Source organism: Pseudovibrio denitrificans JCM 12308, from assembly GCF_001310815.1.
Lineage (GTDB): Bacteria > Pseudomonadota > Alphaproteobacteria > Rhizobiales > Stappiaceae > Pseudovibrio > Pseudovibrio denitrificans.
Map to the genome: position 1 here is coordinate 23,161 of NZ_BAZK01000028.1, position 20,509 is coordinate 43,669.

18 protein-coding genes are annotated in these 20,509 nt (G+C 52.1%); 12 read left to right on the forward strand and 6 right to left on the reverse strand.

Annotation, left to right across the window (positions count from 1 at the left end; translation table 11 throughout):
- The first annotated feature begins 76 nt into the window (after positions 1 to 76).
- Positions 77 to 283: a hypothetical protein gene (locus JCM12308_RS24365; protein ID WP_128647471.1), complete on the forward strand. Its 207-nt coding sequence runs from the start codon at positions 77 to 79 to the stop codon at positions 281 to 283.
- On the opposite strand, the gene JCM12308_RS24370 is transcribed toward JCM12308_RS24365, so the two are convergent.
- Entirely contained in the window at positions 280 to 639 is a 360-nt protein-coding gene (locus JCM12308_RS24370) for a winged helix-turn-helix transcriptional regulator (RefSeq protein WP_054785346.1), read from the reverse strand. The genes JCM12308_RS24365 and JCM12308_RS24370 overlap by 4 nt on opposite strands.
- 109 nt (positions 640 to 748) lie before the next feature.
- Between JCM12308_RS24370 and JCM12308_RS24375 the strand changes: the two genes are divergently transcribed.
- Both JCM12308_RS24375 and JCM12308_RS24380 read left to right on the forward strand, forming a co-directional pair.
- Complete coding sequence (locus JCM12308_RS24375; RefSeq protein ID WP_054785347.1) at positions 749 to 1,222, forward strand: ester cyclase; 474 nt, start codon at positions 749 to 751, stop codon at positions 1,220 to 1,222.
- Positions 1,223 to 1,407: 185 nt separating this feature from the next.
- Positions 1,408 to 2,271 (forward strand): alpha/beta fold hydrolase, encoded by an 864-nt coding sequence (locus JCM12308_RS24380; RefSeq protein ID WP_054785348.1) that lies wholly within the window; start codon positions 1,408 to 1,410, stop codon positions 2,269 to 2,271.
- A gap of 62 nt (positions 2,272 to 2,333) precedes the next feature.
- On the opposite strand, the gene JCM12308_RS24385 is transcribed toward JCM12308_RS24380, so the two are convergent.
- The 3 genes from JCM12308_RS24385 to JCM12308_RS24395 all read right to left on the reverse strand — a co-directional run bounded on the left by JCM12308_RS24385 (position 2,334) and on the right by JCM12308_RS24395 (position 6,650).
- Positions 2,334 to 3,224, reverse strand: a complete 891-nt coding sequence (locus JCM12308_RS24385; protein WP_208609281.1) for a hypothetical protein — start codon at positions 3,222 to 3,224, stop codon at positions 2,334 to 2,336.
- 328 nt (positions 3,225 to 3,552) lie between these two features.
- A complete protein-coding gene (locus tag JCM12308_RS24390; RefSeq protein ID WP_054785350.1) occupies positions 3,553 to 5,775 on the reverse strand; it encodes an esterase-like activity of phytase family protein in 2,223 nt (740 codons plus the stop codon).
- A gap of 125 nt (positions 5,776 to 5,900) precedes the next feature.
- Positions 5,901 to 6,650 carry a helix-turn-helix transcriptional regulator gene (locus JCM12308_RS24395; protein ID WP_054785351.1) on the reverse strand — a complete coding sequence of 250 codons (750 nt, stop codon included), beginning with the start codon at positions 6,648 to 6,650 and terminating at the stop codon, positions 5,901 to 5,903.
- Positions 6,651 to 6,722: 72 nt separating this feature from the next.
- Here JCM12308_RS24395 and JCM12308_RS24400 point away from each other — a divergent pair, with 72 nt between their 5' ends.
- Genes JCM12308_RS24400 through JCM12308_RS24410 form a run of 3 tightly spaced genes read left to right on the forward strand, consistent with a single transcriptional unit; the run spans position 6,723 to position 9,006 of the window.
- Entirely contained in the window at positions 6,723 to 7,052 is a 330-nt protein-coding gene (locus tag JCM12308_RS24400; protein WP_128647472.1) for a hypothetical protein, read from the forward strand.
- On the forward strand, positions 7,045 to 8,193 hold the full coding sequence (locus JCM12308_RS24405) for a DNA alkylation repair protein (RefSeq protein WP_054785353.1): 1,149 nt from the start codon (positions 7,045 to 7,047) through the stop codon (positions 8,191 to 8,193). Before JCM12308_RS24400 ends, JCM12308_RS24405 begins: the two co-directional genes overlap by 8 nt.
- A 48-nt stretch (positions 8,194 to 8,241) precedes the next feature.
- Entirely contained in the window at positions 8,242 to 9,006 is a 765-nt protein-coding gene (locus JCM12308_RS24410; protein ID WP_208978924.1) for an ABC transporter six-transmembrane domain-containing protein, read from the forward strand.
- 175 nt (positions 9,007 to 9,181) lie between these two features.
- On the opposite strand, the gene JCM12308_RS24415 is transcribed toward JCM12308_RS24410, so the two are convergent.
- A complete protein-coding gene (locus JCM12308_RS24415) occupies positions 9,182 to 9,949 on the reverse strand; it encodes a Crp/Fnr family transcriptional regulator (RefSeq protein ID WP_208609282.1) in 768 nt (255 codons plus the stop codon).
- Between the two features lie 225 nt (positions 9,950 to 10,174).
- On the opposite strand from JCM12308_RS24415, the gene JCM12308_RS24420 reads away from it, so the two are divergent.
- From JCM12308_RS24420 to JCM12308_RS24445, 6 genes are all read left to right on the forward strand, one after another.
- A complete protein-coding gene (locus JCM12308_RS24420) occupies positions 10,175 to 11,296 on the forward strand; it encodes a cytochrome-c peroxidase (protein ID WP_208978925.1) in 1,122 nt (373 codons plus the stop codon).
- Positions 11,297 to 11,308: 12 nt separating this feature from the next.
- The gene (locus JCM12308_RS24425; RefSeq protein ID WP_054785354.1) at positions 11,309 to 12,451 is read left to right on the forward strand and encodes a cytochrome-c peroxidase; all 1,143 of its coding nucleotides are present in this window, start codon (positions 11,309 to 11,311) and stop codon (positions 12,449 to 12,451) included.
- Positions 12,452 to 12,463: 12 nt separating this feature from the next.
- Positions 12,464 to 13,060 carry an arsenate reductase (azurin) small subunit gene (locus JCM12308_RS24430; RefSeq protein ID WP_008552535.1) on the forward strand — a complete coding sequence of 199 codons (597 nt, stop codon included), beginning with the start codon at positions 12,464 to 12,466 and terminating at the stop codon, positions 13,058 to 13,060.
- A gap of 10 nt (positions 13,061 to 13,070) precedes the next feature.
- Positions 13,071 to 15,746 carry an arsenate reductase (azurin) large subunit gene (locus JCM12308_RS24435; protein WP_054785355.1) on the forward strand — a complete coding sequence of 892 codons (2,676 nt, stop codon included), beginning with the start codon at positions 13,071 to 13,073 and terminating at the stop codon, positions 15,744 to 15,746.
- Positions 15,747 to 15,955: 209 nt separating this feature from the next.
- Positions 15,956 to 18,322 (forward strand): HEAT repeat domain-containing protein, encoded by a 2,367-nt coding sequence (locus tag JCM12308_RS24440; protein ID WP_054785356.1) that lies wholly within the window; start codon positions 15,956 to 15,958, stop codon positions 18,320 to 18,322.
- Positions 18,323 to 18,439: 117 nt separating this feature from the next.
- The gene (locus JCM12308_RS24445) at positions 18,440 to 19,405 is read left to right on the forward strand and encodes an aldo/keto reductase (protein ID WP_054785357.1); all 966 of its coding nucleotides are present in this window, start codon (positions 18,440 to 18,442) and stop codon (positions 19,403 to 19,405) included.
- Between the two features lie 5 nt (positions 19,406 to 19,410).
- Here the strand turns inward: JCM12308_RS24445 and JCM12308_RS24450 are convergent, their stop codons facing one another.
- Positions 19,411 to 20,433, reverse strand: coding sequence for a LacI family DNA-binding transcriptional regulator (locus JCM12308_RS24450; RefSeq protein ID WP_083417503.1), 1,023 nt, complete (start codon positions 20,431 to 20,433; stop codon positions 19,411 to 19,413).
- Between the last annotated feature and the right edge of the window lie 76 nt (positions 20,434 to 20,509).

Consider the following 20,509-nt stretch of genomic DNA (forward strand, 5'->3'; position numbering starts at 1 on the left):
TTTTGGATGTTTGTTCGCGTATTCTCGTTCAGAAACCGCTGTTTGGTTCTCAGAGATATGCCCGTTGGAGATGGTGATGCTGAATTTTCTGGAATATGTGACCGGACGAGTTATCGCGATATTGTTCGCAATGGCTTTGTTGGCATTTATCCTCCTTGTGATCGGGTTTGCCTCAGGCCTGATGCTGGCCATCATTGCCATCACTATTCCCCTTGTGATCCTGAAGATCCTGTTTGGTAAGAACAAGCCCAAGATCACCTATCACTATGAGCGCAAAGACTAGCTTATTGGGGAATTTTTAATCTCGTTTTCGCCCCACATTTCCATTGCCTGAAGCACGGGTTGCAAGGATCTGCCTTTTTCAGAGAGGGAGTATTCCACATGGGGCGGGACAACTTCCATGACTAAGCGATCGACAATTCCGTCTGCTTCCAGTGATCTCAATTGGGCTGTGAGCAAGCGTTGAGAGACGCCGGACAGTCTGCGCTTCAGCTCGTTAAAGCGGCATGGAGCGGGCAAAAGCTCGTATATAATCAATAGCTTCCATTTTCCATTGAGAACGGTGAGCGTTCGGCGCACCGGGCATGTTTCGTAGCCAACGAATGCTCCACTTGGTGTGTCTGTGCTGTCATCGCTCATGGTATGCAGTACCCTTTTATATACTAGCTGCTAAAATAGTGCGTACTAGACCTTTTGTTTCTTTGCTTTCATATGGGGTTTGCCTAATGAAAACAAGGGAAATACACCAATGAACAAAGTGAAGCTCGCTGCTGCAGGTGCAGCTCTTGCCCTTTCAACTGCGGTTGCCGGTGCGACTGAAGCCACTGATCTTCTGAGCAAATTTTATGAGGTTGCTGATAGCCGTCCGTTTGACCGCGCGAAACTGGCTGAGTTCTACGCAGACGATATGGTGGACCATAACGGTCATGATGGCCAAAACGCCAAGCAGTCCGCGCTGGACACCTTCACAGCACTGGCAGCTGGTGCGCCGGACTCTCGCCATGAGCTTGGTATGATTGAGCCGGTTGGTGACGATAAGGTTCTGATTTACTGGCGCTATAAAGGCACAAACACTGATGGTCTGTTTGGTTCTGAAGCGAACGGTAACGCCTTTGATATTGCTGGCTTTGAGGTCTACCGCGTTGAAGACGGTAAGATCCGTGAGTTCTGGCATGTTGAAGAGCTGGCTTCCATGGGCGAGCAGCTTGCAACCAAGAAATAATCGATAAGGCCCGGGGTGTTCCTCCGGGCCTTCTTTTAAATCGGGTTTGTGAGATCGGGGAAATCAAGATTACTGGCTTGATCTGGCCGTGATTACCCGTTTTGTTAGTTGCAGCTTTGAGGGTGAGCAAAGACTGCCTGCCTTATTAGTTTATTGATTTCGCTTTTGAATTTGCATTGAGGAATATGTTTGTGAAGCTGCAAGATGGAACACTGAAACTTTCCGGTGGCCGCGTCCTTGCGTGGAGTGAATGGGGCGCTGCAGATGGGCGGCCCGTGATTTTGTGTCAGGGCGCGGGGATGGCCTCGGCCATTCCGTTTGGAGAGCAGGCCGCAACAGATCTTGGTCTGCGCATTCTCTCCGTTGATCGTCCTGGGCTGGGAAACTCAGAGGCAGATCCTGAGAAGAGTTTTGAAAGCTGGGCAGCGGATATCAAGGAACTGTTTGATTTTGTGAAGGCTAATCAGGCGTTTGCGATTGGCTTTTCGCAAGGTGCGCCGTTTGCGTTGGCGCTGGCTGATGCTGGCCTTGTTGATGGCGTTGCAGTTGTCTCCGGTCAAGATGAACTGGCCTCTCCGGAGCTATTTGCTATGCTTCCTGATGAGTTGAAGGGCATGGTTTCGCTTGCTTGTGATGATCCGGATCGTCTTGAGGCAGACATTACAGGCATGGCGACGGCTGACTGGTTGTGGCAGATGATTGAAGGGATGAGTGGGCCTGAGGACCGTGCGTTCTATGCCTCAGCATCGTTTGCTCCTCTTTATCGGAATGCGCTTGCTGCAGGCTTCTCTCAGGGTGCAGCCGGGTATGCCCGTGATACTGGGCTTGCCATGGGGCGTTGGTCGTTCGATGTCGAAAACATCAAGCAGGACGTGCAGTTATGGTATGGGCTGAAGGATACAAGCCCAGTCCATTCGCCTGATTTTGGTGCCACACTTGCCAAGCGACTGAGCCGCTCTGAGCTGCATCAGATTGCAGAGGAGGGGAGTGCTATCCTCTGGACCCGTGCTGATGCTATTTTGCGCAGGCTGTCAGAAAGTCAGCGCTAAGCAGAAGGCCCGGCGTAGAAGTTTTGTCGGGCTTTATGCATTCAGTCGGGAGAGCGGTAAGCTCAGACGGGCAGGAACAACTCTCGCACTTCTGAGCTTCTGGCTACTGGCGCGTCGTCCGTGTGAAGTGTCTGGTATCTATGGGGATCATCTGAGTAAGCTTTACCAGCGCCATGATAGCCAGCGACTTCAGGGTTTTCAAAGCCAGCGCTTTTGAGGTCATTGGCGAGGGACTGGGCAAACGGGAAAACTTTGGTGCCATCCAGTTCCGGATATTCTGGAGCGTCTATGTAACCCGGCTCAGATGCCAGTTTCAGCTCTTCCGGTTCAAATGACTCAGGCTCTGTTGCATCTGCGCTAAAGCAGCTTTCAACGCGAATATCGGTGAAGGATTTGTCCAAACCACCTTTAGAAAGTTGCTCTGCAAGATCCTTTGAGGAAACCGTCTCATAGCCTTCTTCGCTGGCGCTTCGTTTGCTGGAAATCTCATTGGAGCCGTATGCGCCGTGCCCGAGTACGTAGATTTTGCTTTCGCCATTCTTCAGCGTACCCAGAATACCGGTTTTCTCATTGCTGATAATGTCTGCCTGTTGCAGAACTTCAGCCTCAAAAGAGTAGTTTTGCGCCAGCTTCAGCATGTCATTGTAGGCATCTGAAGATATAAAATCCAAAAGCTCAAACCCTTCAAGGTTTAGCTCTGAAATGACTGCATTTGCTTTTTCACGAATGTCGCTGGCTTGTGTCTGTTTGCTTTCAATCAGTTGCTCTTTCAGAGTTTCCAGCTTGGCTTTGTCTGCATCGTTTGCCACGATGATGTGACGCGGTTGCTTGCCTGCGGTATTGCGGGATTGATTGGTGCCTGCGGCAAAGAGCAAAATATCTTCAGATGCAAAGGGTGCGTAGTAAAAGCCTGTTTTTTGGGGAGCTTCTGTCTTTGAAGCGGAATCACTCAAGTTAGTGGCTTGTGTTTCTTTGGTGTTAACTTGTGCGAAGCTTGCGCTTTGATCTATTTGCACAGTTGTTTGTGATGTGTTTACATTGGATATAGGCATGTTTGCACCAAGTTTATTGAGAATCAGAAGTATTTATCTGATTTCACTATTGGTGCTTTGCTTGGGTGGCTGTTGTATCATTTGATACAGCACGTGTAGATTGTTTATGCGTGATAATATCTACCTGGCTTCGGGCTGCGGAGGGACACCGCCAGAATTTCCCAATCACGGCATTGAAAAACCCGGCGAAATGTTCGGCCGGGCTGTTCTTCATTCAGTTGTGTTGCTCTTAGTTCAGCTGTGCTGCGTCACCCATGGAGAAGAAGAGGCTTTCGCCGCTGGCATCGTCTACGCCGTCATTGTCGGTAGAGACTAGGATGCGGCCATCTTTGGTGATTGCCAAGCCTTCCACCTTATCCGGTGTCCAGCCGTTGGTTGCAGACATGGCTGGCAGCAGGTCGAGAACGACTTTCTTGGTCAGTACTGGTAGCTCGGTGCCGTGTGGAGCAGGGGTGATGCCTTCCAGAGAGACTGTGGTTACCTGCTTGATAGCTGCTTCCTTACCGCCTTTGTTGTCACGCTCCAGAATAGCGAATTTGCCGTTGCCGAGAGCTGTGATTTCGGAGAGGCCAACCCAACCACCGGCGGAACTGCGCGGTGCGTCCAGCGGGTAGTGGACGAAGCCCCAACTTTCATCTGCAGGGTCGTAGATGCCGATTTTGGTCATGCCCTTTGGATCGTCGTTCCATTCACGCTGAACTGCGACAGCTACAAGAGTTTTGCCGTTCATCTCAAACTCGGCCACGCCTTCTAGGGAGAAACGCTTGGCCTGTGCGATGAGGCTTGCTGGCAGTTTGATTTCCTTCTGGATCTCACCATTGGCAGAGGCCTGAAGCAGGAAGTGCTCCATTTCCTTCTTCGCGTTGCCTTCAGATGCCAGCCAGAAGCCACCTTCTTTGCGCAGGGCAATGCCTTCCAGATCGTACTTTTTCGCGGTGCCGCCTGTCAGGTCCATGTGGCCTGTGATTTCAACCGGCTGCTTGGAAACGTCCAGCGTGAAGATGCGGGCCTTGTCGTAGAAGCTGTCAGAGACGGCATAGAGTTTGTTGGCGTCGTCTTTGTCTGACACCATGCCGGAGATTGCACCCCAGCCGATTGGTGCGTTGGTTTCCGGATCGATGTTGGAGATCAGTTGCGGGTACACAGCAGATGTTGCGCCGAACTCGTAGAGGCCAACGTGGGCGCGGACTTTGTCTTCTACATTGTCCTTCTCGTTAGCGACAACGAAGAGATTGCGGGATGGGATTGCCAACAGACCTTCTGGACCGATGTGCGTTGGCAGGAACTGGACGAACTCAGGTTCTGTGCCCGTGTCGCGGTATACTGCTACGAAGTTTCCACGCTCGGAGTTTACGAAGATCAGGGTTTCTCCGCTGAACTTGCCAACAGTTACCCCCTCTGGCTCGGTGCCCTTCTTGTGCGCGCGCTTGGCGGGGTAATGCCCGTGGGACATAGCCAGATGCTCCATCTGGTTGCCGCTGTCGAACTCGATGGTGCCGTCTTTGTTCCAGATGGTGAAGCCACGAGAGCCGCCTTTGTAATCCCCTTCGTTGGCTGTCACAAAGCGATTGTCATCAATCCAAGCCACAGCATCCGGTTCCCGAGGAACATTCACCTTCGAACCAGAGGCATCAGAGAGACGCGCCTTCTTAACCGGCACGTTTTCAGCGGTTGCTGTCCCGGCAGAGAAGTGGTTGATTATCTTGCCGGAATTCAGATCCACGATAGCGAGGTGGTTGTTTTCCTGAAGCGTGACAACAGCTTCGCCCTTGTTGTTGATGGCGACGTACTCTGGCTCTGGGTCATCGCCACCTTCCGCTGCAAGGCCTGTCATCTCCACGGTGCGCACAGTATCGCAGTTTGTTGGCATGCCGTTTTCGTCTAGATCGAAGATGGTCAAGAAGCCCGCTGGCAGCTGAGGTAAAGCGCCGTCGTTCAGGTCTTCGTCACGCTCGTTCTCAATAGCGATTGCGAGGAACTTGCCGTCTTTGGAAATAGCTACGGAGTCAGGCTGACCTTTCACATCGCACTTTGCCGCGATCTGTTTGGTTGCTAAATCGATGACAGCGAGGTAGCCGGAAGGCTTGGTGTAGCTTTCGGAGGTGTTCACGCCAGCAAGCGCGTAGTTGCCTGAAATGGCTACAGAAGTTGGCTCACCGCCGAGAGCGCTACGCCCTATCGGAACTGGCTGCGCGGCGTTGGAAGCATCGAGGAAGACGATCTCTTTCTGAGGGCCATCGGTGAAGGCAAGGGTCATGCCGTCCTCAGAAGCGGCAATGATTTCTGCGACGGTTTCAGACTTGCGGTCTACGCCTTCTGCCAATGTTTCGTAAACTGGCATGGTCGCGATACGGTTAAAGAACTTTGCTTCAGATGCAGTTACAGCGAAAAGACCTGCTGCCAACATGGCAACTGAAATGCCGCCCATAAGTGAAGTGCGAAGAACGCGCATGAAAATCCCCTGTCAGAATAGTTTTGCGGTTAAGTGCTTTCTGGTTAGGGGCACCGCATGGCAGGCCTATGAATGTTTGTTGAAGCTTTGATGACGTGATAGCGTGAAACCCAGAGGAACTGCGCTTATGGCGTTGTTGGTTCGATGCCGTCGATGGCGTCTATGAAGGGGTGTTTGGGTTTTAGCGGGAAGCTTTTTTCGAGCATTTGGGCGGATTTTATGCGGTCAAGGCGGAAGGTGCGGACGGCGTTGCGCAGGTGGTCCCAGGCCATGATGTACCAAACCGGATAGCTCAGGAAGAGGTAGTGCGGTTCGATGGTACGCTGGGAGAGATTGCCGTTTTGATCGCTGTATTCGATTTGGATGCACTTGCTCATCAGAAAGGCTTCGTTAATCGGGCTCATGGCGTCGCTGTCGATTTCCTCAAAAGATCCATAGACATAGACTGAAGCTGTGCCGCCGATCCAGATGCGGGACTTCAGGGTGTCGACTCGGGAGCGCAGTTCCGGGGAGAAAGAAGCAATTAGTTTACGGCGGATTGGCTTGAGGTTGGCCAGCAGGAGAGGGGAGCGCATGCTTTCTGCGATGGCGAGGCTGATAAGCAGATCGATGGCCTCTTTATACTCTAGCTTGAGACGACCAACTCCCCAACGTGATTGCAGGCGAATGCCGCCGCCGCGGCCTTTGTCCGCTTCAATCGGCAGACCGCGCTCGCGGAGCAGCTCCAGATCCCGGAACAGGGTTCTTTGAGAAACACCGAGTTCTTTCGCCAGATCATGGGTTGTCGGGCACTCGCCGGACTTCAGCAGCATTTCGATCTGCTCAAGTCGATCAAGGCGTTCTAGTGCCGTTGCTCTGGTTCTCTCTGTGGCCATAAAAGAAATGTGTCATTAAATGGCATATTTGTCCATACAAACGGGTCATCGAGACTTTTAAGGATAATAATGATGACCAACCAAGTGATTGAGTTTGCTCCTTTTCATCTTGCTGCTGATAAGACGGAGGCGGATCTTGTAGCTGCTTCTGAGCGGTTTCAGATTGAGTTTCTGGATGGGCATAAAGGCTTTGTGCGTCGTTCACTGGTGAAGCATGAGGATGGTGCTTATGCTGATATTGTGGTTTGGGCAGATAGCAGCGCGAGTGAGCGGGCATTTGCTGCGGCTGGCCAGCATGAAGCCGGGCAGGCGTATTTTTCAATGATCGATATGAGCCGTGAGCATCAGCCACGTAAAGCAGGTGCAATGGAGTTTTTTTGCGTGGTGGGGACTTATGGCTGAGCCTTTTAAAGAGGTCTTCAATCAAGCCTCTATCCAACGTGTGGCCTCTGCTTTAGTGAAGGTTCATCTTGCGTTTGACAGTGCTGGTTTTATGGTGGAAGCGCTGGAGGGATTGAGTGATCTGGAGCTGAAGGAGCGCTCACTTCATCTGGCACGTTGTCTGCGTCGTTATCTGCCGGAAGATTACAGCGACGCGCTCTGGATCATGATGGCGACGCTTTCTGCCCCGCTGGCTATGGATGACGAGCCTGTCTGGGAGCATGAAGGGGATGGGCTCTATGGTTTCATCACCATGCCGTACTCGGACTATGTTCTGCTTTATGGTCTGGAGCACTTTGAGCTTTCCATGGCGGCCATGAAAGAGATGACCAGTAGGTTCTCTGCTGAGTTTGCTATTCGTGCCTTCATTGAGCGCTATGAAGATGAAGCGATGGTGTTGTTGACTGAATGGGCCAAGGATGAAAGCGCCCATGTTCGGCGGCTCGTTTCTGAGGGGACGCGACCACGGTTGCCATGGGGGCAGCGGTTGAAGGGGTTCATTGAAGCGCCGGAGAAGTGTTTGCCTTTGTTGGAGGCGTTGAAGGATGATGAGACCGAGTATGTGCGCCGGTCTGTTGCAAATCATCTCAATGACATCTCAAAGGATCATCCGGATCTGACAGCTGAGGTGTGTAAGAGATGGATGGAAGAGCCTACTGAGCAACGGAAGCGGATGGTACGCCATGCTCTTCGGAGTAACGTGAAAGCTGCGCATCTGCCGAGCCTTGCGGTGCTTGGGTATGATCCTGAACATGCACAGGTTGTCTCCGGTGAGCTGCGGGATAGTCGCGTGGAATTTGGCTCCAAGCTCTCCTTTGCTGCTGAGATCGCGAACTCCTCCGACCAGCCGATCTCTTACATGCTGGATTTTGTAATCTACCATCGGAAAGCCAACGGGACTTTGGCGCCCAAGGTGTTCAAATGGAAGCGTGGGGAGTTGCGTGCTGGGCAGACGCTTTCTGTTACAGGCCAGCATAGTATGCGGCCGATTACGACACGGCGGTATTACGATGGTGAGCACAAGCTGGCGGTTTTGCTGAATGGAGTTGAAACACCGGTGGGCTCGTTTGATCTGGTTGGTGTTGAAGAGATGATGGCTTAGTTCCGTAACGGACAAGCCTTGACACAATGAGATAATAGATTATCTAAAATGACAATTTATTATCTTCGTGTTGAGGACCTAATGCGTTTAGAGGGGTATCTTGGGCTTTCTACTATTGTGAAGACCTTTCCTTATCGGATCTGTCTGACATGGGCTGCTGTGCTCGCAGAGAACTTTCTGATGGCGTTGATCCCGCTGCTGATCGGGTTTGCCATCGATGACCTGCTACAGGGTGCCTATGATAATGTCATTATAATGGGAGCCCTGCTTGTCGGGCTGACAGTGATTGCCGTTGCCCGGCGGATTTATGATACTCGCGCCTACGGTACCATCCGCGTTCATCTTGGTGCTGCGCTGGATCAGAAGCATCAGAATAAGCCGGTCTCTAAACGGGCTGCGCGGCTGAATATGAGCCGGGAGCTGGTGGACTATCTGGAAGGTGAAGTACCTGAGGTGCTTTCAGCTGTTATTCAGATCATTGTAGCTCTGGTGGTGCTCGCCGGGTTTCATTTGTTACTGTCTGCCTCTGCTTTTGCAGTCGTTCTCCTGATGCTGCTGACCTACTCGATGTTTAATAGCCGATTCTATCTGCTGAACTCCTCGCTGAATGAGGAGAGCGAAAATCAGGTGAATGTGCTGGAGCGCGGTAATAGGAAAGGTGTCTGGCGACATCTGAAAGCTTTGCGAACTCATGAAGTGCGGCTTTCAGATACAGAAGCGATCGTTTATGGCGTGATCTTCCTGTTTCAGATCGCCTTCATTGTCACCAACCTGGTGCTTGCAGCAGGGCTGCCGGATATGAGCACGGGATGATCTTCTCTATTGTCGCGTATTCATGGGAATTTGTAGAAGCTGCCATCATGCTGCCCATGACGATGCAGAGCCTGACACGTCTTAATGAGATCACAGCACGTATTAATAATGTCGAGGAAGAGTAGGGACGGGCAAGAGCTGGTGGTTTTTCCAGCTCTTGTGTTTGTCAGTTAGATCAGCGGTGGTTGGACAGGCGTGGGCGTGCGCCGTTGGCGATCTTACGCAGGCCTTTGAAGTCGAGAACTTCAATCTTGTGCTTGCCGATGAGTTTGACTGCGCCTTCTTTTTCCAAGCTCTTCAGAACACGGCTGACGGTTTCAGCGCGCAGGCCGAGATAGTCAGCGATAGACTGTCTGGAGATTGGCAGAGTGAACTCTTCCACGAAACGCGGGATGTTCATGCGGTTGCGCAGTTCAAAGATAAAGGAGGCCATGCGCTCTGTGGGGGTCTTCTTGCCCAGATCAGAGGAATGGTCGAACTGCTGGTGCATGATATCTGTTGCGCGGCGCCAGTAGATGCGGCGCAGGTTTCCATCCCGCAGGAGCAGTTCTTCGAACACATTACGCGGGACAAGCTTTACGGATGTTGGCGCAAGCGCGACAACCTCACCGGATGCGTGTCTGTCCGCGCGGTTCATGTCGAGGTATTCGCCCGGGAAGCGGAGTGTCAGCAGAGAGCGGCGGCCATCACTCAAATGACTCTCAACGGCAATCACACCAGTGAGAACAGCAAAGACGACTGGTTCCGGAAAGTCTTCGGGCGCCAGCTGATCACCTTCGTTCAGCTCGATGGTTCGAGCGGTGCGAAGTTCAGCTCTGTCGAAATGAAGATGCATAGGACGGCAGATGCATTCTTCGCCCTTAAAACCGCAGGTTTCATGAACACATTCAAAAGATGGTTGGTCAGGCGATGACGCTATCTTAGGAGGGGTTGTCCCCGACATGCGTTAAGCTCCCCGCTTATTACGTGATTTGGCGTAAAGTCCCCTGTAGTAAAGGACATTGATATAAATCAATATTCTAAGGATTACTTTTATTCAACATTTTGTTACCGGATGAAGGTGAAAAAATATCATTGTTTAGAACTCTTAAATCCAGCTTCTGATTGCAATCAATGAATGCAGTTCAACCCCATGCAGAAATAATGCGTATTCGGGGATCGACGCCGCTTGGCAACGAATCCAGGCGGCGTCATCCTAGGCAAACTGGGGGTAACAATGCGCCTTCTCGTCGGTATGTCGATTGCTTTGATGACAAGCACTGCGGCATTCGCAACAGATTTAGGGCCTGTTGCAAAAATTGAGCAGAATCCTGCTCTTGTAGAACTGGGAAAACGCTTATTCTATGATAGCCGTTTGTCTGGTGACACCAACCTTAGCTGTTCAACATGTCATGATCCAGCTAAGGCGTTCACAGATGGCGAACAGCTTTCTACTGCATATACAGGTACAGAAGGTTTCCGTAACACGCCAACACTGGCGAACGTCGGACACCGTGCTGCATGGATGCATGATGGCCGTTTGGGTACAAACCTGAACGACGTGTCTCGTGGTATGATCACAGAGACCTACATCATGAACATGGATATGCGTATTATGCAGGAGCGCTTTAAGCAGGATCCTGTTTACGTTGAAATGTTTAAAGCTGCGGGCAAGGGCGAACCATCCAACGGTGGTGCTCGTGGTGCTTTGGAAGCATTCCTTAAATCCATTACATCTCAAGGTTCCGCGTTTGACCGTGGTGAGCTGACCGTCGCTGAGAGACGCGGTTATGAACTCTTCATGGGCAAAGCAGGATGTTCTTCCTGTCACTCCGGCAACCGCTTCACTGATGATCAGCCACACAATACCGGTGTTCCAAACAACCCGGACATCTGGTCTGATCCGCTACGTCACATCACCTATGTGACTTACGCGAAGTTCATGGGCGTAGAAAACTACATGAACCTGCGTGAAGATCAGGGTGCATACATCCGGGATCATAAAGAAGAGAACAAGCGTTCCTTCCTGACCCCAACTCTTCGTGAGCTGACCTACACCGCGCCTTACATGCACAACGGCATGCTGGCGACCCTTGAAGACGTTGTAGAATTCTACAACCAGGGCGGCGGTGATGATGTCAACAAAGACTCACGTCTGAAGCCACTCAACCTGAAGAACAGCGAAAAAGCAAATCTGGTCGCGTTCCTCAAGTCCTTGTCTGGCGACAGCTTCGATACTCCTGAATACGTTTGGACAGCCGACGACTACTCTTACGAGTTGATCGAAGACTGGAAAAACAAGAAGAACTAGGGGGCTGCTAAAATGACAACATTCAAAAAAACCATTAGTGCGATTGCACTTGCTGGTGTTTCCATTGTTGCAGTGGCAGCTGGTGTTCAAGCGGCTGAAAAACGCCCGGCAGAACTGGCTCCTTTGGGAGAGCCTCCTTCTCCACCAGATAACCCAATGACACCTGAAAAGGTTGAGCTGGGTAAGCTTCTGTTCTTCGATCCACGCCTCTCCGGTAACGGTGCAATGCCTTGTTCAGCATGTCACCTTCCAGAACTTGGCTGGGATTTCCCGGACAAGATCTCTCTGGGCTACCCAGGTACTGTTCACTGGCGTAACTCACCAACCATCGTGAACTCTGCTTACTACGGCAATCTGTTCTGGACTGGTGTTTCCAAATCTCTGGAAGCTGAAGCCCGCACAGCTGCACGTGGCGGTGTTGCCGGTAACGGTGAAGACGACATGATGGAAGCACGCCTTGCGTTCATTCCTGAATATCGTGAGCGCTTCAATGACGTGTTCGGCACAGAATATCCGCTGATGCGCGACGCTTACATGGCGATTGCTGCATTTGAACGTTCCATCGTTCAGCGCGATACTCCGTTCGATCTGTACATGCTGGGTGATGACGATGCTCTGAGTGACCAGCAGAAGCGTGGTATGGAACTGTTCACCGGCAAAGCAGGTTGTTCAACCTGTCACGATGGTGCTCTGATCTCCAACCAGAAGTACTACAACCTCGGCGTTCCAGCTTATGACGGCTGGGAAGATGATGAGCTTGCACAGATCACCTTCCGCTTCGAGCTTTATGCAAAAGGCTCCACGGAAGAGAAATATCGTAAGTGGAAGGACGATCCGGGCCTTTACTTCGTGACCAAGCAGGAAGCTGACCTCGGTAAATTCCGTGTGCCTTCTCTGCGTTACACCAAGTACACCGCTCCTTACATGCACAACGGCATGCTGGAAACTCTGGAAGACGTAGTTGAATTCTACAACCAGGGTGGTGGCACTAACGACTGGGCAGCAACGAAAACTGACCTGATCAAACCTCTTGGTCTGACCGACAAAGAGAAAGCTGATCTGGTGGCATTCGTAGAAAGCTTCTCTGGCGAGCGTCTTCTCATGGAAACACCTGATCTTCCTGAGTATGAACCGCTTCCGGCTGTAACGAACTAAGAGGAGATGGAGATGACACATCAACCTAAGTCCGTCTCTCCTGAGATGATTGAGGTCGTTAACGGCCCTGAGGAAATCGCGAAAACTGGCAAGCGCTGCGTGATGACACGCCGTCAGTTCCTGCTGACTTCCGGTATTTCTACCTTCACCGTAATGGTGGCACTGAAGTCTGGTCCTTCCTCCGCGAAGGTGCCTGCAATGGTCTCCACTTATGAGCGCAAGTTCATTTGTAAGCTTTCTGACCTGAAAGAAGACGAGCCATTTGACTTCAGCTACCCAGATGATGGCGCTTACTCCGAGTCCATGATTGTTAAGCTGGGCAAGGAAGCTGGCGGCGGTATCGGTACTGACAAGGACATTGTTGCGTTCAACTACACCTGTACTCACCAGGGTGGTCCGCTGCAGGGTACCTATCAGAAAGGTGATAAGGCGCTGGGCCCATGCCCACTGCACCTGACCACTTTTGACCTAACCCGTCACGGTATCTTCATCTCCGGCCAGGCTTACCAGAGTCTGCCTCAGGTTCTCCTCGAGCTGGACGGCGACGATATCTACGCTGTTGGTATGTTCGGGCTGATCTATGGCCGCTACGACAATCTCAAAGGGTGAGGAGTAAATCATGTCAACTCCCTACTACATTCCTGGAACAAACATTCCGCTGCCTCCGGTAGACGCTGATGTTCTTTCCACTGCTTGTGATTATTGTATCGTAGCGTGTGGTTATAAGATCTATCGCTGGCCTGTTAAGGGCGGAAAAGTAGGTGGTGAGAAAGCCGCTGAAAACGCCTTTGGCGTGGACTTCCCGGTTGATCCGCTGGGCCCATGGGTTGCTCCTAACCAGTACAACGTTGTGCTGCACAAGGGCGAACCTCACCATGTGATCATCATTCCGGATAAAGATACCAAGCATGTAAACATCAATGGTAACTCATCTATCCGTGGTGGCGCGCTGGCGAAGAAGGTTTACAACCCTCAGACCCCAACTCGCGATCGTCTGAAGTCACCAATGATCCGCATGTTCGGCACTTTGATGCCAGTGACCTGGGATCTGGCTCTGGAAGTTGCTGCGGAAGTTGGTAAGCACGTTATCAAGAAGCACGGCGAGAACGCTTTCTGCGTGAAAACATTCTCCTACGGATACATGGAAAACACCTATGCGATTTCCAAGTATGCTCTGCGCTCTGTTAGCACTGCGAACTTCACTTTCCATGACACTCCGTCTGATGTGACCTCCACACCAGGCTTCCGTGATGCTGGTTTCGACAACTTCGGTCCATCCTATCAGGATTGGAAAGATGCTGAGACCCTGATGGTTTGCGGTACGGACCCATACGAGTCCAAGACCATCCTGTTCACTGACTGGATGATGCCTGCAATCCAGAATGGTCAGAAGACCATCTTCATGATCCCACGTAAGACCGCTGGTGTGGCTTACGCTGAGAAGAATGGCGGTCTGTGGCTCGACATCCAGCCTGGTACTGACCTTCTCGTTGTGAACGCGATTGCTCGCGTGATCATTGAAAATGGTTGGCAGGACGCTGAGTGGATCCGTGATTGGGTCAACAACAAGTGGGAAAGCTCCTCAGGCTTCGGTCAGGGTACCCGTAACACTCCATGGCAGTGGCGTACCACTTGGGGCAAATTCCAGACCAAAGGCTACGAAGACTTCGTTAAGTGGCTGATGGCTCAGGATGAGTTTGAACCAACAGCAGCTGCTGAAACCGCTCAGATCGATGTAGAGAAAATCTACAAGGCTGCTGAGTGGATGGCGAAACCTCGTGAAGATGGATCCCGTCCTAAGACGTCCATCATGATCGAGAAGGGCTTCTACTGGTCCAACAACACTGGTAACACCAATGCGATTTCTTCCCTTGGTATTATCTGTGGCTGTGGTGGTCGCCCAGGTCAGGTTATCGGTCGTGCTGGTGGTCACCAGCGTGGTGGCTTGAAGGGTGGTTCTTACCCACGCAACAAGTCTCCTGAGAAACTGCCAGGCCGTCGTCGCCGCGCAATGGATACCGACCGGTATCTGATGAGTGGTCACACCCGCTTTGCTCACGTGATTGGTAACACCTGGATCCAGTCCATGTGTGGTTCCCAGTCTCTTGCTGCAAAGTTTGAAGAGCTGACCGTTCAGAATCCAAATCAGGTGCGTTCTTACGACAAGCAAACCATCATCGACACACTGAAGAAGCGTGTAGACAGCGGTGGTATGGTTGTTGTGAACCAGGACATCTACCTCGTAGATCCAATTGGTGCGCGTTTCGCTGACATCGTCTTCCCAGCTGCTGGTTGGGGTGAAGACACATTCACCCGTGCCAACGGTGAGCGTCGTCTGCGTCTGTATCCAAAATTCTACGATGCACCAGGTGAAGCAAAACCTGACTGGTGGATTGTTGCGAACCTCGCGAAGAAAATGGGCTTCAAAGGCTACGATTGGAAAGACTCCAACGAAGTGCTTGAAGAAGCAGCCCGCTTCTCCCGTGGCAGCCGTAAAGACTTCTTTATGCTGAAGGTTGCTGCGCAGAAGGAAGGCAAGACACTTCACGAGAAGTTTGCTGAGTTCGGTACTGACGGTATTCAGGGCCCGGTTGTTATGCTTGAAGACGGCACCCTGCAGGGTACCAAGCGTCTGCATGATACCACCCGTGAACTGTCTGCGACTGGTCCAAGTGGTTCCAACCGCTACAACAAGAAGCTCACTCACTTCAACTCTCAGACTGGTAAGTGTAACATCCAGAAGAGCCCATGGAGCCTGTTCTCCGATTACTGGGCATGGATGAAGCCTAAGGATGATGAGCTCTGGGTGACTTCCGGTCGTATCAATGAGCGTTGGCAGTCTGGTTATGATGACCGCCGTCGTCCTTACATCGTACAGCGCTGGCCTGAAAACTGGGTTGAAATCCACCCGGATGATGCGAAAGAGCGCGGTATCGAGAACGGTGACTATGTGATGCTCTACTCTGACCGTATTCCGGTTCAGACAGACACCACAGTAGGTATCGAAGGCGATGACTTCACCTTCACCAAGCTGATGGACGAAGGCCATATCGAGCTGACTGAAGCGGCGATCACTGCGGTAGCAATTGTTACCCCAGCGCTGAAGAAGGGCATGCTTTACATGGACTTCCTGCACACTGCACAGCCAGCGAATGCTCTGTCTGGCCGCGTGGTGGACTGGATCAGCGGTAACTACAACTACAAGATGGGTGTTGGTCGCATCAAGAAGATCGGCACAAGCCCATACAAGGATAGTTTCCGGTCTATGTCTTTCGCACGTCGCGATATTGCATAAAAAATCAGGAACTGGCGGGCGCACCCCGCCAGTTCTTTTTCCACTTGTGCCAAGGGGCTTTCAGAGATCAGCCCTTTTGCAGAAGTGGACCTTGAAGCGGTTGGCTTTCGATGTTGAACCTTCAACCTGCTTTGAGTTTTAGTTTTGCGTATTCTTGCCGTGATCCGGAGCCCACTTTTCGAGAATACGCTTGAGGAGAAAAGCCAATCATGACGGTTTCCACCAGGCGTTTGGATCAGGATTTTGCAATCGAGCAGACCGAAGCTACCGATAAGCTCGTGAAGATCCTGTGTGAGTTGCTTGCAAACGGCGAAGAGCGTGAAAAGTGTTTGTCCGCTCAAATTCTTGGAAAATTTGGAAATTCGACAGCTCAGGCTGCGCTCGCGGAAGCTCTGCGGGATGAGGATGAAGACGTTCGCAGTGACGCGGTTGAGGCTCTGATCAGCGCGGGCAAAGGCCTTGATGCTGATGTGCTTCTCTGGAGCCTGCTGAACGACCCTGTGCTGGAAGTGAAGCTCTCGGCCATTGATGGTCTTGCAATCGTGGGCGGAACAGTTGCTGAAGAGTGGCTGACGAAGCTTGCCAAAGATCGCTGTGAAGATGACGTTGCCTGGGATGGCTACGGTGCTGAGTGGGATGACTGGCTGGATGTGCAGCGCAAGTCTATTCTTGCGCTTGGCACACTCAAATGTGAAGCCTCTGCTGCTACGTTGCTGGAAGCTGCGCGGGATCCGTTTGGTCAGGAAGTCTGGCCGGAAGTGACTGTGGCACTCGCTGAAATGGGTGTGACTGGCTTGTTGGAACTGGCTGGACTGGCGTCTGATGCTTCCGCTCGTGTGCGTGAGCATACGGCACGTGCGCTTTCTTCGGCGAAAGATGAGCGTGTTGGTGAGATCCTACGGGCACTGTTTGCTGATGCTGATCCGGATGTGCGTGTTGCAGCGGCTGAAGTGCTGATGGCACGTGGTGAGGAAGCTGATCTGGCTGTTCTGCTGGCAGATAGTGAGCCGCAGATGCGCCGGCTTGCTCTGAAAGCTCCGGGCAAGATCTCTTATTCCAAGCTTGAAAAAGTGGCTTTTGAGGATGAGGAAGAAACTCTGCGCGTGATGGCGCTGGAGCGGATGGTTTCCGTTGAGATCACCAAGCCGGATGCGTTGATTGAGCGGATTGAGCGTTCTCTGCGCAGTGCGAGTGATGTGTTTGTTGCTGCTCTTATCCCGGTCTTGGCGAAGGTTGAAAGTGAAGCTGCGACTTCACTGCTGAAGGAGATTGCGACCCACCGCACAGAAGAAGCTGTCTTGAAGGCATTTATCGTGCTGCATGGGGAGAAGCCGAGCGTTGAAGGGCTGGCTGTGCTGCAGGAGCAAGTCACCAGTGCTGAACAGGAAATCCGTCTTGCTGCTTTGAACTCTCTTGCAAAGCTGGCTGAGGGTGAGGGTGACATTGCAGACAATGCATCTGTACAGCTGGTTTGGGCTGTTTCCGGTAAGCTGATGCCTGAAGCACATGATCAGGATATTCTCGACACTGCGAAAGAGAAAGATCCGTCTGACCTAGGCAACAACGGCAAAGGTGAAGACAAGCCAACACGTGTTCAGATTGACCGCGAAGGCAATGTGATTGAGCCACAGGCACCGGAAGAGATCGTTGCTGAAGAAGAGGTTGTTTCGGAAGAGCCTGCTGCAGAGGATCTGGTTGCGAAGGTGACCTCCGGTGCAAATGAGGTGGTCTCAGAAGAGGTGCCGGAAGGTGCGATTGAGAGTGTTGAAGATCTGCCGGACAATGTTGTTGCCTTCCCGGGTTCCACTCTTGGTGCGATCCTGAACACTGAGGATGAGCTTGAGAAGCTGGCTGAAGAGCCTGTTGAGCTTGGCAAGAAAGACATGCACTTCCTTGAGTTGGCGAATGAGCTGATCGAAAAGAAGCGTGTTGTGCCAGGGCGTCCTGATGATCCTGCGCTGGACATCCGTCTGTTGGCTCTGCGTATCTGCGGTGATGCGAAGCGTCCGGAGCTGATTGATGCGCTGGTCTCTGCTTTGTCTGACCGTCAGATGCAGGTTCGCTTTGCCGCGAGCCAGAGCCTTGTGCATCTGGTTGAGAATGGTCTTGAGCTTTCCGAGGACGCGATTGACCGTATTCTCGCTCTGCCGCCTGAGAACGATGTTGCTGTGCGTGCTATGCGTGTTGAGCTGCTTGGTACCTCTTCCAAGCCGGAAGCTGAGAAGGTTGTGACAGCTGCGTTGAAGGACAAGACCGATGCTGTGTCCGCGTCTGCGCTAAAAGTTTTGGCCGGAAAAGCTAAGGCTAACATTGATGTGCGTAGCTATCTATCAAGTCCGCGTCGTCGTTTGCGGGTGACAGCTCTGGAGCTTGTGAGCGCTGAAGCTGACACTGGAGCGCTGGATGATATCTTTGAAGCTGCGCAGATGGAGAACGGAGTACTTATCCCGGGAGCTGCAACGTGCCTGCGTTGTTATTCTCAGGAAAAAGTCCTTGGTGCCATGGAGCAATGGCTGGAGGGAGACCTTTCCCGCAAGTTGGCTGCATTAGAGGTGCTCAACAAGTATGTGGCTTAGAGTATTGGGCTCTTTGATGAGCTGAAATGGTTTGTGCCGGTGTTTATCTGGTGCACAATACAGTGTAAGGAAACCTGCTGGCGTGTGCTGGCAGGTTTTCTTTTTTGAGGGGGCATCATGCGATCTAAGACACTTTCCACCGGTTACAAGATGCCAATGCTGGGCCTTGGCACGGTGAACTTTGGAGAAGGCAAAACCTATCCTGCACTGCGTGCGGCTTTGAAGGCCGGGTATCGTCACATCGATTGCGCAATGATGTACGACAACGAAGCGGAGATTGGTCAGGCAATCGCTGATGCGATGAAAGAAGACGGCATTAAGCGCAGCGATCTCTTCATCACCTCCAAGCTTTGGAACAGCTTTCACAAGCCTGAGGATGTGAGAGGCGCGCTGGAGAAGACGCTTGCGGATCTTCAGATGGAGTATCTCGACCTCTATCTCATGCACTGGCCTGTTGCGCTGAAGAAGGGCGTGAAGAAGCCAACCAGCTCAGCGGATTACTACTCGCTTGAGGACGTGCCACTGATGAGCACGTGGCGTGAGTTGGAAGAGTGCTTTGATGAGGGTTTGGTGAACACCATCGGCGTTTCCAATTTCAGCACTCACAAGCTGGAAGACCTTATCATGGAAGCACGGGTTGCGCCTGCGGTTAATCAGGTGGAACTGCATCCGTTCCTTCAGCAGAATGAACTGCGCTCTTATTGCCTGCACAACAACATTGCGATTACGGCTTACTCACCGCTTGGCCGCGGTATTCCTGCGGACCTGACTGAGCAGCAGAAGCAGGAAGTTGTTCTGGCTCACCCTGTTATAGAAGAGATCGCCGAGAAGCATGATGCGACCACATCTCAGGTGGTGCTGAAATGGGCGATCCAGAACGGCATTATTGTTGTGCCGAAGTCAGGCAATCCAGAGCGCCTTGCGCAGAACCTTGCAGCGCTTGCTTGCGATCTTGATGAACACGACATGTCCCGTATTGCACATTTGGACAAGAACCATCGCTTCATTCCTGGCGATGAGTACTTCCTGTCCGGTAGCCCTTACACTTGGGAAAACCTCTGGGACGAGCCTCGTCCTGAGTAAAGGCGTCAGACCTGAAACCTGGAAGAGTCGCGTACTAACAGATGCGGCTCTACACGCTCTGTCATGGTCGGTGCGGTATCTCCATCAAGGCGTTTGATGAGCAGGTTGGCGACGTCCTTGCCAATTGTACGTGGGTAGCTCTCCACTGAGGTGAGGGCAGGTGTCCATGCTTCGCCTTCTGGCAGGTTGTCGAAGCCGACCACGGCGAGATCCTCACCAATATTGCGGCCTGCTTTCTTCAACTCTGCTGCAGCGCCAACTGAAACCAGATCATTGTGGCAGAGCAGGGCGGTGAATTCGGTTTGGTTTGAGATCAACTCCTGCGCTTTGATGCGCCCACATTCACGGTCAAAGCCACATACTTCCACATGAATATCTGCCTCAGGAATGCCTGCTGCTTTCAAGGCGTCGTAGAAACCACGCTTGCGCTCGCGGCCTGGCATTGTTTCCTGCAAGCCTGCGATCATTGCGAACTTGCGGTGGCCTTGTTCCAACAGGTGTTTGGTGGCCAGCTGAGCGGCCTGATAGTTGTTGGAGCCGATGTAATCCATCGCCAATCCCTCAATCTCACGACAGAAGGTAACGACTGGGATTTTACGTGTGCTGGCAATCTCGAAATCACTGCGTTTGGTGCCCGCGCTTGGGCTGATGGCGATGCCGGCAACGCCGTGGCCGATGACTTCTTCCAGCATGGTTTGCTGGCGCTTGGTGTCTTCTCCGACATTTGCGATCACGGGTAAGTAGCCGTGTTCTGAAAGCGCTGCTTCCAGTGAGGTGCAGAACTCGGCATAAAATGGGACCGAGATGTCCGGCACGAGTACGCCAATGAGGCGAGAGCGACCGGAACGGAGTTTGGCGGCGTTGTAATCTCTTACAAAGCCTAGCTCTTGCATTGCTTTCTTTACGCGAGCTTTGGTTTCTTCCGTCATGCGCCCGGTGTCGTTTATTGTATTCGACACGGTCGCCACCGATACCCCCGCTGCTTTCGCAATATCGGACACAGTAACTCTGGATTTTTTTAAAGGCATGAATTTGCTTTATTTATAAAGTAAGTGGAACTCGCAGGTAACAATAACACCTGAATCGAGTGGGTGTGAGCTATAT